The following is a 15,749-nucleotide window of genomic DNA, read 5'->3' as shown; positions in this document are numbered from 1 at the left end:
TTGTCTCTTTCTTCTTTAAAATGAAGCCTACAAGATTCCTCGCTCCCAAAATTTGCTGTAAAACTGAATAAATTCATCGTTTTTTTTATCAAATATAACGCTTTTTTATTAATTATGGGTAATTGCGGACAATCAAAATAACAAATAATCTTCACATTAAAACAACAACCAATTTTATTAGTATTTTTGTGGTTCTCAAAAACAGAAACATTTTTATGGCATATATTTCGGAAAAGACATTAATTGATTTAGAATTTTTAACGGTTTTAAAAAAAACAAGTGAGTATTGTATTTCCGACCTAGGGAAAAATACTTTACTTAAAATTAGACCTTTTAAAAATATAGAATTATTAATGCCTGAAATAGTTCAAGTAAATGAATATGCATCTTCATTTGAGAATGAAAATAGAATTCCAAGTCATTATTTTGACGATATTCAAAAAGAGATTCATTTATTAAATATTGAAAATAGTTATTTAGAACCTACTTCTTTTTTAAAAATTAAAAACAATGCAACTACAATATTGGAGTTACAGAAATTTTTAAACAAATTCAAAATTATTTATCCAAGGCTGTTTGAAAATTGTGAAAATATTAAACTTCATCAACAAATAATAACTTCTATAAATGAAAAAATAACTTCTTTTGGCGAAGTTGATGAAAATGCATCATTTACATTGAAAGAATTAAGAAAGGAAATTGGAATTATTCGGTCAAAAATAGGATCTAGCTTCACTAAATCTTTAAGTCAATACAATAGTAGTGGATATTTAGATGATATTAGAGAGTCTGTAATTGACAACCAACGTGTTTTAGCAGTATTAGCAATGCACCGACGTAAAGTTAAAGGAAGTTTATTAGGTAGTTCTAAAACAGGAAGTATTGTGTTTATTGCTCCCGAAGTTACCTTGCAGCTAAGCCGTGAGCTACAAAATTTGTTGTTTGATGAGCACGAAGAAATCATTCGAATTTTAAAATCCCTTACCAATTCATTACGAATTTTCAATTCCTATTTACAAGATTATCAAAATTATTTAATAAAATTGGACATAATTGGCGCAAAAGCAAAGTATGGTAAATCTATAAATGCTTGTTTACCAAAAATAACTACTGAAAAAAAATTGTTTCTAAAAGATGCTTTTCATCCTATTTTATTGGTTAAAAACAACGAGAAAAAACTAAAAACAATTCCTCAAACTATTCTTTTAGATCAAAACCAACAAATTATAGTTATTTCTGGGCCAAATGCAGGTGGAAAAAGTATTACGCTAAAAACAATAGGCTTGTTGCAAGTTATGTTGCAAAGTGGTATGCTAATTCCTGTACACGAGCGCTCTGAAACTTGTTTTTTTGATAAAATAATGACAGATATTGGAGATAATCAATCTATCGAAAATCAGCTTAGCACTTACAGTTACCGTCTTAAAAATATGCGTCAGTTTTTACAAAAATGTAATGATAGTACCTTATTTTTAATTGATGAATTTGGAACAGGCAGTGATCCTGAATTAGGAGGTGCCTTGGCCGAAATATTTTTAGAAGAGTTTTATGCAAAAGGCGCTTTTGGTATAATTACTACCCATTATGCTAATTTAAAAGTACTAGCAAATGAATTAGAGAATGTGGTAAACGCAAATATGCAATTTGATGAAAAATCGTTGGAACCACTATTTAAATTATTTATTGGTCAAGCTGGTAGCTCATTTACTTTTGAAGTTGCTCAAAAAAATGGAATTCCATTCAACATTATTAACAAGGCTAAAAAACGTGTAGAAACAGAAAAAATTAGGTTAGACAAAACCATTTCAAATCTTCAAAAGGAACGAACTAAACTTGCAAAAACTACTGAAACTTTAGAACAAGAAAAACACAAAGCTGTTGAAAAATCAGAAAGATTAACAGAAAAACAATTGAAAATTCAAGATAAATTAGAAAGTTTTCAAGAATTGTATGATAGCAATCAAAAAATGCTAACCTATGGTCGAAAAATAAACGAGTTAATAAATTCCTATTTTCAAACCAATAATAAAAAAATATTTACTTCTGAATTTAATAAATGGGTGCTGATAGAAAAAGGCAAATACCTAAAAAAAAATCCACCCTTACCAATAACAAAGGTTGAGAAAAAACAACAAGCTGTTGAAAAAAAGTTGGTAGTAGAAAAATTAAAATCCACCGAAACTGAAGTGTTGCACGAAGTAAAAAAAGTAAGAATTCAAAAACATGCAGAGGCTAAAATAATTGAAAAACAAAAATCAAATTATAAATTTAAAATTAACGACAAGGTTCGTATTATAGATAGTAATGCAATAGGCTCTATAGATAAATTAGAAAAAAATGTAGTATTTATTAATTATGGGATTTTTACAACCAAAACAACTTTAACTAATATAGAACTTGTTAATGCTGCCAAAAAGTAAGAATTGAAATAGCTTTTTACACACACTGTAAATAGATTTGTAACAACTAAAAAATAATATTAAATTTAACATCTTAATTAAAGCGCATGCAGTCTCTTAAAAAGGCATTTGTTATTTTTTCAATGTGGGCATCTTCAGCGTTGTTATTTCATTATTTTGTGACCATAAATTATGCTGAAAATTGTAGTATAAAAGAAACAAATTTCATTAATGAAGGTCCAAAAATTCAACTGAATCCTTCTGTATTTATTAGTTATAAAACAGATACACTTATAAAATTTAAAAATGGATTTACTATTACAAAAAACGACTCAACAGTTACGAGTATATCAAAAATAGAGTCCCTTAAAGATACGCTTACTTCTTTATTAACAACTAATTACGAAAAAGAAATTCATATTTTTGGATTGTTTTCAGAAGAAGAAATTAACGCTTTATTAGTTAATAACCTTGGCGTAAATAGAGCAAATCAAGTTAAAAGTGAATTGGTTCAATTAGGAATAAATTCAAAACAAATTAAAATTTTTGGAAAACCTTTGGATTTTCAATTTAACGAACAAATGCAGGCTATTAATGGCGTTAGATTTAAATTGGTTGATAGATCTCAAAAAATAATAGATAGTATAGAGCATAAATTAACTGCAAGATATTTGCGCCCAGATTTTAATTCTATTAATTGGAAAAACGACGTAATACTTAAGGAGTATTCAAATTATCTTCAACATTATGTTCGTAAAAACCCGGGTAAATCAATCATTTTAAGAGGTCATAGTGCTAAGGTTGGAAGCACAGATACAAATCTTAAAATTGGATTACAAAACGCACTTTTGTTAAAGGAGTACTTGATTGAGCAAAATGTTGGTACAATTGATAATATTTATATCTATACGAAAGGGCCATTCAGCCCAATTGTTCCAAATGATACTGACGAAAATAGAAATATAAACACACGAATTGAAATAGTAATTAAATAATAATTATAATGTTGTTATCCATTTTTTCAAACGAAACCTTCACACATTTAATAGAATTATTATTTTGGTTGATAGGTGCATTTTTAATTGGCTTATATTTTGGGCATGCTGCAAATCCAAAAAAGGAAGAAAGTGACCCATACAATCTAGAATCCTATGATGAAGCTATAGTTGAAGTGGACGAAAGTAAAATTAGAGCCACAAAAACGTTTGAACGAGGTGGAAGAGAATCTCTAAAAATGGAAAATGAGTTTCATCTAAACGAAGGTCTTGATTTTAATTATATTGGATATGCCGATGAAACAACCAAAAACAACTTATTAGAAATTAATGGAATTGGTAAAAAAATAGAATCCAAATTAAATAGTATTGGCATTTTTACATTTGCCCAAATTAGCAATTTAAGAAGTTCCGATATTGATAAAATTACCGAGTTACTTAAATTTTTTCCTGGCAGAATTGAAAGAGACGACTGGGTTGGCCAAGCGTTTCAATTGATTCAACAAATAGAAAAAAAATAAAAATTAATCTTCTTGGTAACGTTCCATTTCCCTATCATAAAATTGAGAGGCACTTTCAATTAGAACGGCTACTTCAGTGGTTAACTCTTCTTCATCAGTTCCTTCAAAATCTTCAAACCATTCAATTTCATCATTAACTAGGTTTATAATAAATCTTGGAAACTCTGTATGAATAACAAATATATCATTTGCAAAATCAGTATTGTCTCCCATTAAAAATTTAGGTAATTCCATTTTTTTCTAGTATTAATTTATTCGATAAATAATTAAATCTTATAAAAAGCATAAGTGCAGAACTTGTAAGTGCCGTTAAAAGCCCAAGCCAAATACCAACTGGTCCGTAATTCAACGTAGTGCCTAAGTAATAACATATAGGAAAACCAATAATCCAATAGGCAATAAATGTAATAATAGAAGGAATATTTACATCTTGTAAACCTCTTAGTCCTCCCAAAATAACTGCCTGTAACCCATCAGATAATTGAAAAATTGCTGCAATTATAAGTAAATTTGAGGCAATGCTAATCACAACCAAATTATCAGTAAATGCCCATGGTAAAATATCTTTTAAGGCTATAAAACCAACTGTAAAAATAGACATTATAATCAAAATTAGTAAGAAATTTGAAAATGCAATTCTTCTCAGTTCAACATAATTATTTAATCCTTTTTGGTTTCCAATTCTTACAGTTGCGGCCACACCTATTCCAACAGCTAACATAAATGTGGTAGAAGCTAGTTTTAATGCAATTTGATTTGCAGCTTGAGCATATGCCCCAAAAGTACCAGCCAATATCACCGATGCTGTAAATAACCCAACTTCAAAAAGCATTTGTAAAGCTGTAGGTAAACCAAGGTTAATAATTTTTTTGAATATACTTTTTTTAATCTCAGCCAACTTGAGCAAATTCATGAATACGTTAAATTTTTCTCTATTTTTTAAAACATAATAAAGAAATACTACCATTACAATTCGAGAAATTAATGTTCCATAGGCTGCTCCAACAATTTCAAGTCTTGGAAATATCCATAAACCATAAATTAATGCAAAATTTAAAACAACGTTAACAACATTTGTTAAGATAGTAGCCCACATTGCGTATTTAGTTTGTGAGAGTCCATCAGTAAATTGTTTGAATCCCTGAAATATCATTAAAGGAATCATTGAGAGAGAAACAATTTCATAATAAGGAATAGCTAATACTACTACTTCTTGAGGTTGATCTAAATGATATAATATAGGCTTTAACAATAAAAGCATTATAAACATTACAACACCCAAAATAGTGGTTAAAATCAACCCATGTTGAAAAACACTACGTCCCTTTTCTTCATCACCTTTTCCATCGGATTCTGCAATAAGTGGAGTAATAGCAAAAGAAAATCCAAGACCAATAGAAAGTGCAATAAAAACCAAACTATTTCCTAATGAAGTTGCTGCTAATTGTACTGCACCAAGCCTGCCAACCATTATATCATCTATCAAACCAACCGTCAAATGACCTAAAGAGCCCATCATTACAGGTGTTGCAAGTTTTAAATTGTTTTTAAACTCAGAAGTATAGTTTGATAAATTCAAAATTGAGAATTTTTAATTTGCGAAGATACACGTTTTAATTTAGGTAATTAAACATCTAATTGCAATAAAAAAAATCTATTTCAGCATAAAAATATAAAATTAGGTCTACTAGAATAACAAGTTTTAAGTTGTATTTTTGTAGTCAGAATTAAATTAGTATTCACACTTAAAATATATAAAAATGGCTGTATTAGTTGGTAAAAAAGCACCAAATTTCACTGCACAAGCAGTAGTAAATGGAGGAGAATTTGTAACAGACTTTTCTCTTGAACAATTTGAAGAAGAAAAATATGTTGTCTTATTCTTTTATCCAAAAGACTTTACATTTGTGTGCCCAACCGAATTATTTGCTTTTCAAGAAAAATTAGGAGAATTTGAAAAAAGAAATGTTCAATTAATTGCAGTTTCAACAGATACAGAGCAATCTCATTGGGGTTGGTTACAAATGCCTAAAAACAATGGTGGTATTCAAGGAATTACGTATCCTCTTGTAGCAGATACCAATAAAACAATTTCAAAAAATTACGATGTTTTAGCTGGCGATTATTTTTATGATGAAGATGATCAATTACAGGCTGATGGGGAATTAATTGCATACCGTGGATTATTTCTAATCGATAAATCAGGTGTTGTTCGTCATCAAGTTGTAAACGATTTACCTTTGGGAAGAAATGTTGATGAAGCTTTGCGTATGGTAGATGCATTACAATTTACCGAAGAGCATGGAGAAGCTTGTCCAGCAAACTGGAGCAAAGAGAAGGATGGTTTAAAAGCAACCCATGAAGGTATAGCCGATTACCTATCTAAAAATTAATTTATTTTTAAATAAAACTAAAAACTCTCGATTTATTTCGAGAGTTTTTGTCATTTAAACTACCTTTGTTAACTTAAAACTAAAAATTCAAATTATGGCAAAAATAACTTTAAAAGGAAACCCAATTAGTACTATTGGGAAATTACCAAAAGTTGGAAAAAAAGCACCTAAATTTAAATTAGTAAAATCAGATTTATCTGTTGTTAAATCGAAAGAATTTGCTGGTTCTAAATTAATTTTAAATATTTTTCCAAGTTTAGATACTGGTACTTGCGCTGCTTCAGTTAGAAGATTCAACAAAGAAGCTAGTGAATTAGAAAATACAAAAGTATTATGCATTTCAAGAGATTTACCATTTGCACAAGCTCGTTTTTGCGGAGCTGAAGGTTTGGAAAATGTAATTACATTATCTGATTTTGCAAAAGGTAAATTTGGAAAAGAATATGGTGTAACTATTGAAGATGGTCCATTAGCTAATTTACATTCAAGAGCTATTGTAGTTATTGATGAAAAAGGAATTGTAACTTATACCGAACAAGTTCCTGAAATTGTTGATGAACCGAATTATGAAGCTGCATTAAAAGCTCTTTAAAATGCAATCTGAAAGTAATTTTATAAAGAATCGAATAAAGGCAGTAACCTATGCTTTTAAAGGTTTTTGGATATTAATTACTTCAGAACATAGTATAATTACACAGCTGATAATTGGTTTTATTATGACTATTCTTGGCTTTATAATGAAAATTTCTGCTACTGAATGGATGTTTCAATTTTTTGCAATTGGCCTTGTTTTAGTAGCAGAAGCTTTAAATACAGCAATAGAGAAAATGGCAGATTTTATTCATCCAGAATATCATAAAAAAATTGGCACTATAAAAGATATTGGAGCCGGAGCTGCATTTTTCGCAGCGTTAATAGCCATTATCATTGGATTCATAATTTACATTCCTAAATTTATTTAGTAATTTTAACTCAATAGCATTAATTTTATATTTTTGTGAATATTTAAATAAATGGCTGGCAAAAAACCTTTAACTAAAAACACATCAAATTCTGATTCTCAAAAAAAATCTTTTTTGAGTGGCAGGCAAGCACAAATTCTTTTTGGTTTGTTTATTATGGCATTCTCAATTTTCTTGTTGTCTTCCTTTATTTCCTATTTACTCAATTGGGAGCAAGATCAAAGTCAGCTCACAAATTTCACAGATAATAAAGTAACCGTCAATAATTTACTTGGAAAAATTGGTGCAAGTTTAAGCCACGCTTTTATATATAATGGTTTTGGTGTGATTACACTTTACTTTCCTTTTTTACTTTTTTTTACTGGTCTTTATATTTTTTTAAAAAGGAGTATTCGTAAAATTTTAAATTCGTGGGGATGGGGAATTTTAGGAATGTTATGGGTTTCAATTTCCCTAGGTTTTTTACAAAAATTCAATACTTTATTACCAGGAGTTGTAGGTTTTGAATTGAATAGTTATTTAAGTCAGTTTTTGGGGAAAACGGGGTTACTTTTATCTTTAGGATTTTTATTTCTTTCCTATTTAGTCGTTAGATTTAAATTTACTCCAGAAGGAATTAAAGAAAGTATAGATAGTTCTAAAGGAAAAGTTACACTTGATGACACTCTAATCAACGGTCCAGAAATTTTAGAAGATGTTAGTTCAAATCCAGAAATAAAATCTGATTTTAACCTTTCAACCTTAAATCCTCAACCAATTACTAAAAATTTTAGTAATTTACCTAATTCAAATATCAATACTGAAGATAAATCAGATAAAGAATTAGACCTTGAGCTTAACACATTTAGCCATCAAGAAAATGTAAAAATAGCAGTGGAAACTATCGTTGAAGAAAACCATGTTGAAGAAAATTTATCTGATCAATTAGTTAAAGATTTTGGTGAATTTGACCCTACTTTAGAACTAAGCAATTACAAGTTTCCTACGTTAAACCTTTTAAAAGATTATAACGAAAGTATTTCTGTAGATCAAGAAGAATTAGAAGCTCACAAAAATAAAATTGTTGAAACTTTAAACAATTATAAAATTGGAATCGACCAGATAAAAGCTACTGTTGGACCTTCTGTGACTTTGTATGAAATTGTTCCAGAAGCAGGAATTCGAATTTCGAAAATTAAGAATTTAGAAGACGACATTGCCTTATCTTTATCTGCTTTAGGAATTCGTATTATTGCTCCTATTCCAGGAAAAGGTACTATTGGAATTGAAGTTCCAAACAAAAAGCCTACAATGGTTTCGATGAAATCGGTTATTTCATCTATTAAATTCCAAAATTCAGAAATGGAATTGCCAATTGCTTTAGGTAAAACCATTTCTAATGAAACATTTGTAATAGATTTAGCTAAAATGCCCCATTTATTAATGGCAGGAGCTACAGGACAAGGTAAATCGGTTGGATTAAACGCTGTCTTAACTTCCTTATTATATAAAAAACACCCTGCTGAAGTTAAATTTGTATTGGTTGATCCTAAAAAGGTTGAATTAACCTTATTCAACAAAATTGAACGTCATTATTTAGCAAAATTACCAGATAATGAAGATGCCATTATTACAGATACTACCAAAGTTATTAATACCTTAAATTCATTATGTATAGAAATGGATGCCAGGTATGATCTATTAAAATTAGCTTTTGTAAGAAATATTAAAGAATACAATACAAAATTTAAAGAGCGAAAACTAAACCCTAATGACGGACATAAGTTTTTGCCTTATATAGTTTTAATAATTGATGAGTTTGCTGACCTTATAATGACTGCTGGTAAGGAAGTAGAAACTCCTATTGCTCGTTTGGCGCAATTGGCTAGAGCAATTGGAATTCATTTAATTGTTGCTACACAACGCCCTTCTGTTAACGTGATAACAGGTATTATAAAAGCAAATTTTCCAGCACGTGCAGCATTTAGAGTAATGTCTAAAATAGATTCTAGAACAATATTAGATGCTTCAGGAGCTGATCAATTAATTGGTAAAGGTGATATGTTATTTGCTGGAGGAAATAACCTTATACGAATACAATGTGCATTTGTAGATACCCCTGAAGTCGAAAAAATTACTGAATTTATTGGTTCTCAAAGAGCTTACGCCAATGCATACTTACTACCTGAGTATACTGGGGACGAGATTGGCACAAGTCTTGATATGGACATAAGCGAAAGAGACCAGCTCTTTAGAGATGCTGCTTTAGTAATTGTTCATGCGCAGCAAGGATCAGCATCTTTATTGCAACGAAAGTTAAAATTAGGATATAACAGAGCAGGTCGATTAATAGATCAATTAGAAGCTGCTGGAATTGTAGGTTCTTTTGAGGGGAGTAAAGCTAGACAGGTACTAATTCCAAATGAAATGGCATTAAACCAATTACTAGATAACGAATCAAATAATAATTAAACAATGAGAAAATTAATAGTACTAGTAGTATTATCAATAATGAGCACTTCAATCTATAGTCAAAGTGCTGCAAGTGCAAAAGCTTTATTAGATGAAGTTGCGGAAAAAGTTCAAACTTACAATAACATTTCAATTGAATTTGATCATAAACTAGATAATTCAGTTGCCAATGTACATCAACAAACTCGCGGAGATATTACCTTGAAAGGAGATTTGTATCATTTTAGTTACATGGGAACTGAACAATTATTCGATGGAAAAAAGGTATATTTAATTATACATGAAGATGAAGAAGTAATTATTCAAAAACCCTCAGCAACAGAAGATAATGCACTAACACCATCTAAAATATTCTCATTCTACAAAAAAGGGTTTAGTTATAAAATGGACGAATTAAAAACTATAAAAGGAGTTAAAATTCAGTATGTTAAACTAATTCCAATAGATAGTAAATCTGATATTTCCAGTATTTTAGTTGGTATAGACATTAGAACAAAACATCTTTTTAACATTATAGAAACCGGAAAAAATAAAACTACAACAACATTGGAAATAAGAACTTTCAAAACTAACCAGCCTATTTCAAATAACCTGTTTATCTTTGACACGGTAAAATATAAGAATCAGAAAAAATATACCATCTCTGAACCTAAATAATAGTCTTGAAATTATTTGATAAATACATTTTAAAAAGTTTCTTACAACCTTTTTTAGCTACATTTTTTGTAGTTCTTTTTGTGTTGGTTATGCAAGCACTATGGTTAGCCTTTGACGAAATTGCAGGAAAAGGAATCGATTTGTTTTTTATCTTAAAATTCTTAGGATATCTTGCTCTTATATTAACTCCCACTGCCCTACCCATTGGAATTTTATTGTCATCTATTATGGCACTGGGTACTTTGGCTGAGAATTATGAGTTTGCTGCCATTAAATCTGCCGGAATTTCTTTAAAAAGAGTTATTCGACCATTGATTATTTTAACTCTTTTATTAAGTGCATTAAATTTTGTTTTTTTAAACAATGTTTATCCTTGGGCTACTTTAAAGCAAAAGAATTTGTATTTAAATATGAAGAAGAAAAAACCTGCCTTAGCTTTGGTTCCTGGTAGTTTTAACACAGATATCCCAGGCTATAGTTTAAAGTTTGAAGAAAAATATGGCAAGGAGGAAAACTTACTTAAAAATATTCAAATTGCAGATTTAAGTGCTTCAAAAGGAAAAATAAAAGTAATTACTGCGGAAAAAGGAACCATTTCCACCGAAGAAGGGAGTAAATATATGACCTTAACGCTAGAAAACGGAAATTATTATGAAGAGCATTCTCAAAGATCAATGCTTCCTGATCAACGCGCAAAAATGCCAGCTTCAAACGCAATTTTTAAAACTTATGTAATAAACATTGATATTTCATCTTTTAATGATGCTGATAATTTAAATGATGAACGAATAAAAGAACATCACGGGATGTTAAGTATCAACCAACTAGACTCAATTTCCGATCAAACAAAAATTCAATATGATGTGCTTGTACAAAACCAAGCAAACAATTTTTATAACATTATTAATGCTTCAAAATTACACAAATACAATGATTCTCTTATGGATCCAAAACTTGATAAAGAAATTCTAAATAATTTTGACTTAGGAAATAAAACTATTGTTTTGAATGAGGCAATCCTAATGTTAAAAAGAAGTATAGATAGAAATCAAAACCAAAAAATCAGCTTCAAAGAACAACGCAAATTATTGAATTTGTATGATTATGAATTCTTTTATAGGGTTTCGTTTTCATTGGCTTGTTTGGTTCTGTTCTTTATTGGAGCCCCATTAGGATCAATTATAAGAAAAGGAGGTTTTGGATTACCAATGATTATGGCCATAACAATTTTTGTCATCTATTTTTTCATCTCACAATTGGGCAAAAATTTAGCTGAAGAAAGTGCTATTTCAGCATCTTTTGGTAGTTGGCTTTCCACTTTAATTTTATTGCCATTCGGACTATTGCTTACTCGAAGGGCAACGCTAGGAATGGGTATATTTAATATAGATAATGCTATGGAAAATGTACAAAAGTTTTTTAATCATTTAACTAAAAAAATAACTTGATAGGTTCATGGAGATTGCAACTAATAATATTAAATTAAACACCATTCAAGAAGCCATTGAAGATATTAAAAATGGTAAAATTATAATTGTTGTGGATGATGAAGATAGAGAAAACGAAGGCGATTTTATTGCAGCTGCAGAATGTGTTACACCCGAAATGATCAATTTTATGGCTAAACACGGTCGAGGTTTAATTTGTGCCCCGTTAACCGAAAAACGCTGCCGCGAATTAGATTTACCTTTAATGGTTAATAAAAACACCGTATTACATAATACTCAATTTACTGTTTCTATTGATTTAATTGGAAATGGTTGTACCACTGGAATTTCTGTTCACGACAGGGCCAAAACTATTAAAGCAATTACAAACCCACAAACAAATCCGGAAGATTTTGGAAGACCAGGCCACATATTTCCTCTTATTGCTAAACTAGGTGGTGTTTTAAGAAGAACTGGGCATACAGAAGCCTCCATTGATCTTGCACGTTTAGCAGGTTTTCAACCAGCAGGAATACTAGTTGAAATATTGAATGAAGATGGTTCTATGGCTAGATTACCGCAATTATTAGAAGTTGCAAAAAAATTCAATTTAAAAATTATTTCAATTGAAAATTTAGTGGCATACCGTATGAAATACGATTCATTAATTGATAAAATTGAAGATTTTACAATTCAAACCAGATTTGGAGCCTTTCAATTAAAAGCATACAAACAAACTACCAATAAACAAGTACATATTGCGCTTACTAAAGGTGAATGGGAATATGATGAACCCGTTTTGGTAAGAGTTAATTCCTCATTAATTAATAATGATATAATAAGGCTATTAACTACCTCGCCAGATGATTCATTTTCAAAAATATTTAAACTTATTAATGATGAGGGCAAAGGAGCTGTGGTTTTTATAAGTCAAGAAAATCAGTCTTTTAATTTGATAAACAGGTTATCGTTATTAAAAGAATCTCAAAAAGAAGTTAAAAATAAAGTTCCACAAATTAAACCAGATGACAAGGATTTTGGAATTGGAGCTCAAATTTTACACGATTTAAAAATTTCAAAATTAAAAGTGTTGTCTAATTCAGGATCTTTTACTAAAAGAATTGGGATGACAGGCTATGGATTAGAAATTATTAATTATGTAAATTATTAAAAAAAGTATAATTTGAAACAACTAATTATTGTTTTATTAGCTGCTGCATTTTTTATTGGATGTGAATCAAAAGGAACCTTAAAAGAAGCTAAAACTTCGTTTCAAAAAGAATTTGAATTAAAAGGAAAAATTGATCAAACTAGTTCAACCTATGTCTATTTAAATCAACTAGTTGAAAATGGATTTTATGCTGTAGATTCTACCAAAATAATAAACAATACTTTTATATTTATAGGAAGTATCTTATATCCAGAGCGTTATGCTCTTACTTTTAATAATTCATCTGAATTTTCTCTTTTAGTACTTGAAAATACAAATTTTTCGATATCATTAATTTCTGAAAATATACCTGAACCAATTATTGAAAATTCTTCTCTAAATAATACACTTCAACAATATAGAAATGCAGCTAAAGAGATTTTTAAAAAAATAGATTATTTATATCCACATTTTCAAAAAGCACGATTAGAAAATAATGATCAACGCTTAAAAGAAATTGGATTAGAAATAAAAAATATTGAAAAAGAATTTGAAACTTTTACTTATAAATTTATAATAGAAAATAATAATTCCTTTGTCTCAGCAATGATTTTAAGAGATCAATTAAAGGTTTCTCAAGTAGACACTTTTAAAATAAAAGAATTATATAAATTACTATCTTCAGAAGTTAAAGAAAGTCCTGATTCTCAATTTATTGCAATTACTTTAAAGCTAAATTAAAAAACTTAAATCAGTGTCTGGTTGTACTTCAATTGCTGGTTTATTCGGTAAAAATAAACGAGCAGGTAGCGTACCTTTCAAAACAATTTTTGTATCATTAACAAATAACCAACTTCCTTCTCTTAAACCAATTACCGGCAATGAATTTAAGGTATGAAACTCATTAATTCTAGTTTCTCTAGTTTCGCCCATATGTGTAGAATTTACATCTGGATCTAAATAATGTGGATTCAAATTAAAATTTATTAATCCAAGTGTATTAAAACTTGGTGGATACACTATTGGCATATCATTGGTAGTTTGAATTGTTAAACCTGCAATGTTGCTCCCAGCACTAGTTCCAAAATATAAAACACCGTTTTCAACCACATTTTTTATAGCAGTTATTAATTTATACTCATATAAAGTTTTAACCAATAAAAACGTATTTCCGCCACCAGTAAATATTGCCTTAGCATTATTTACTGCATCAATAGGATTTTTAAATTCGTGGATTCCTTTTACATTAATATTTATTTTAGAAAAACTACTTTTAACCTTTTCGGTGTAATCTTCATAACTCAATCCACTCGGTCTTGCATAAGGGATAAACAATATTTCTTTAATTCCTTTAAAAAAAAGTGATAATTCAGGTAATATGTATTCTAAATAAGCCTTTCCATGAACAGTTGATGTACTGGCTAAAATTAAATTCTTCATTTATATATTTTTATCAAATTTAATCATTAAAAATCTTTAACAAAATATTATTACAGCATTAATATTTTATTAAGAATTCAAATCCGAACTTTGAATAAATGAAAATAAAATTACTTTCAATTTTTATTGGTTTTATAATATTTTTCAATGCAAATTCACAGGAAAAAAGAATTCTTATTGAAGGTAAAATATTTAGTTCTAAAAACCCAGCAATTAGTGTTCATATTGTAAATTTGAATAGCAGTTTTGGAACTATTAGCTATGCGCGTGGTGAATTTGAAATTCCTGTTAAATTAAATGACACCTTACTTTTTTCTTCTATTGAATTTGAAATCAAGAAAATATTGATTACCAAAAATCACATTCAAGCAAATTACATAGAAATACATTTAATTTCTTCAACAACCAATTTAAAAGAAATTTTTTTAAAAGGTTTAATTGGCACTTTATCAGCTGATATCCATTTAACTCCAAAAGATACAGTTCTAAAACATAGTTTTGTTTTTAAGTTGAGTGATTTGGATAAAGAATTACCTCCAGACAAAGGATTTAAAGACGCTCCTTTTGCAGGACTTTTTCCACCATTGCCACCATTAGCAACAATTCCAGATTTTGCCTATGAAGCAGAACAAAGAGAAAAAAGAGAATTAAAACGGAAAAAAGATTTTCCTAATTTAATCAAATCAAGATTGGGAATTCGATATTTTACTGAAACACTCAAAATTCCAGAAGACAACATAAATCATTTTTTAGCTTATTGTGAAAATAGAAATGTTGTTGCCTTATTTTATGATAAAAAATTATTAGAATTAATTGAAATTATTGCTGAGGAAAGTAAGCTTTATAACCAAATAAAAAATTAAAATCAATTAAAGGCAATGAATTTTAGCATAATTTTTGTTATTTCGTTCAAAAGTTAATCAATGAAAATTAAATACTTATTTTTTTTAGCAATTATTTCTTTACTTTTTGCTTTTAACGTTCATAAACTGTATGTAAGTATTTGCCACGTTGAGTATGTGAAAAAACAACAGACTGTTCAAATTACAGTTAGTATATTTATAGACGATTTAGAACTTGCCCTAAATAAACAAAACAAAACCAAATTAAATATTGCTACAAAAACTGAAAAAAATAATGTCGATGTTTATTTCCAAAAATACCTTCAAAATCATCTTAAAATAAAGCTTAATAACAATATCAATAATTTTAATTTTTGATTGTCCGTAATTACCCATAATTAATAAAAAAGCGTTATATTTGATAAAAAAAACGATGAATTTATTCAGTTTTACAGCAAATTTTGGGAGCGAGGAATCTTGTAGGCTTCATTTTAAAGAAGAAAGAGACAAAA

16 protein-coding genes are annotated in these 15,749 nt (G+C 28.9%); 13 read left to right on the top strand and 3 right to left on the bottom strand.

The genetic code is table 11. The features are described from left to right. The first annotated feature begins 215 nt into the window (after nt 1-215). From Q8S45_RS02020 to Q8S45_RS02010, 3 genes are all read left to right on the top strand, one after another. Nucleotides 216-2,420 (top strand): DNA mismatch repair protein MutS, encoded by a 2,205-nt coding sequence (locus Q8S45_RS02020; RefSeq protein WP_305600773.1) that lies wholly within the window; start codon nt 216-218, stop codon nt 2,418-2,420. A gap of 86 nt (nt 2,421-2,506) precedes the next feature. Then, nucleotides 2,507-3,394, top strand: coding sequence for an OmpA family protein (locus Q8S45_RS02015; protein ID WP_305600771.1), 888 nt, complete (start codon nt 2,507-2,509; stop codon nt 3,392-3,394). Nucleotides 3,395-3,402: 8 nt separating this feature from the next. After that, nucleotides 3,403-3,915, top strand: a complete 513-nt coding sequence (locus Q8S45_RS02010) for a hypothetical protein (protein WP_305600769.1) — start codon at nt 3,403-3,405, stop codon at nt 3,913-3,915. Between the two features lie 3 nt (nt 3,916-3,918). Here the strand turns inward: Q8S45_RS02010 and Q8S45_RS02005 are convergent, their stop codons facing one another. Then, nucleotides 3,919-4,149 carry a hypothetical protein gene (locus Q8S45_RS02005; protein WP_305600767.1) on the bottom strand — a complete coding sequence of 77 codons (231 nt, stop codon included), beginning with the start codon at nt 4,147-4,149 and terminating at the stop codon, nt 3,919-3,921. After that, nucleotides 4,136-5,494: an MATE family efflux transporter gene (locus Q8S45_RS02000; RefSeq protein WP_305600765.1), complete on the bottom strand. Its 1,359-nt coding sequence runs from the start codon at nt 5,492-5,494 to the stop codon at nt 4,136-4,138. The genes Q8S45_RS02005 and Q8S45_RS02000 overlap by 14 nt, the downstream gene beginning before the upstream one ends. Nucleotides 5,495-5,675: 181 nt before the next feature. Here Q8S45_RS02000 and Q8S45_RS01995 point away from each other — a divergent pair, with 181 nt between their 5' ends. The 8 genes from Q8S45_RS01995 to Q8S45_RS01960 all read left to right on the top strand — a co-directional run bounded on the left by Q8S45_RS01995 (nt 5,676) and on the right by Q8S45_RS01960 (nt 13,696). Further along, nucleotides 5,676-6,308 (top strand): peroxiredoxin, encoded by a 633-nt coding sequence (locus tag Q8S45_RS01995; protein WP_305600764.1) that lies wholly within the window; start codon nt 5,676-5,678, stop codon nt 6,306-6,308. 94 nt (nt 6,309-6,402) lie between these two features. Further along, the gene (tpx, locus tag Q8S45_RS01990; protein ID WP_305600762.1) at nt 6,403-6,900 is read left to right on the top strand and encodes a thiol peroxidase; all 498 of its coding nucleotides are present in this window, start codon (nt 6,403-6,405) and stop codon (nt 6,898-6,900) included. Nucleotide 6,901: 1 nt separating this feature from the next. Further along, nucleotides 6,902-7,270 carry a diacylglycerol kinase gene (locus Q8S45_RS01985; protein WP_305600760.1) on the top strand — a complete coding sequence of 123 codons (369 nt, stop codon included), beginning with the start codon at nt 6,902-6,904 and terminating at the stop codon, nt 7,268-7,270. A gap of 51 nt (nt 7,271-7,321) precedes the next feature. Next, nucleotides 7,322-9,721: a DNA translocase FtsK gene (locus Q8S45_RS01980; protein ID WP_305600758.1), complete on the top strand. Its 2,400-nt coding sequence runs from the start codon at nt 7,322-7,324 to the stop codon at nt 9,719-9,721. 3 nt (nt 9,722-9,724) lie between these two features. Further along, complete coding sequence (locus tag Q8S45_RS01975; protein ID WP_305600756.1) at nt 9,725-10,378, top strand: outer membrane lipoprotein carrier protein LolA; 654 nt, start codon at nt 9,725-9,727, stop codon at nt 10,376-10,378. 5 nt (nt 10,379-10,383) lie between these two features. After that, nucleotides 10,384-11,826 carry an LptF/LptG family permease gene (locus Q8S45_RS01970; protein ID WP_305600754.1) on the top strand — a complete coding sequence of 481 codons (1,443 nt, stop codon included), beginning with the start codon at nt 10,384-10,386 and terminating at the stop codon, nt 11,824-11,826. A 7-nt stretch (nt 11,827-11,833) separates the two neighbouring features. After that, a complete protein-coding gene (gene ribB / locus Q8S45_RS01965) occupies nt 11,834-12,976 on the top strand; it encodes a 3,4-dihydroxy-2-butanone-4-phosphate synthase (protein WP_305600752.1) in 1,143 nt (380 codons plus the stop codon). A gap of 12 nt (nt 12,977-12,988) precedes the next feature. Beyond that, nucleotides 12,989-13,696, top strand: coding sequence for a DUF4369 domain-containing protein (locus tag Q8S45_RS01960; RefSeq protein ID WP_305600750.1), 708 nt, complete (start codon nt 12,989-12,991; stop codon nt 13,694-13,696). Here the strand turns inward: Q8S45_RS01960 and pepE are convergent. Further along, nucleotides 13,688-14,395, bottom strand: a complete 708-nt coding sequence (pepE, locus tag Q8S45_RS01955; protein ID WP_305600749.1) for a dipeptidase PepE — start codon at nt 14,393-14,395, stop codon at nt 13,688-13,690. The genes Q8S45_RS01960 and pepE overlap by 9 nt on opposite strands. A 98-nt stretch (nt 14,396-14,493) precedes the next feature. On the opposite strand from pepE, the gene Q8S45_RS01950 reads away from it, so the two are divergent. Further along, nucleotides 14,494-15,258, top strand: coding sequence for a hypothetical protein (locus Q8S45_RS01950; RefSeq protein ID WP_305600747.1), 765 nt, complete (start codon nt 14,494-14,496; stop codon nt 15,256-15,258). A 60-nt stretch (nt 15,259-15,318) separates the two neighbouring features. Beyond that, a complete protein-coding gene (locus Q8S45_RS01945; protein ID WP_305600745.1) occupies nt 15,319-15,615 on the top strand; it encodes a DUF6702 family protein in 297 nt (98 codons plus the stop codon). Nucleotides 15,616-15,749: the final 134 nt, after the last annotated feature.

It is taken from the genome of Lutibacter sp., assembly GCF_030692605.1.
In the GTDB taxonomy this organism is placed as follows: Bacteria; Bacteroidota; Bacteroidia; order Flavobacteriales; family Flavobacteriaceae; genus Lutibacter.
The sequence above is the reverse complement of the archived record's forward strand: the minus strand, read 5'-3'. Positions and strand labels throughout refer to the sequence as shown.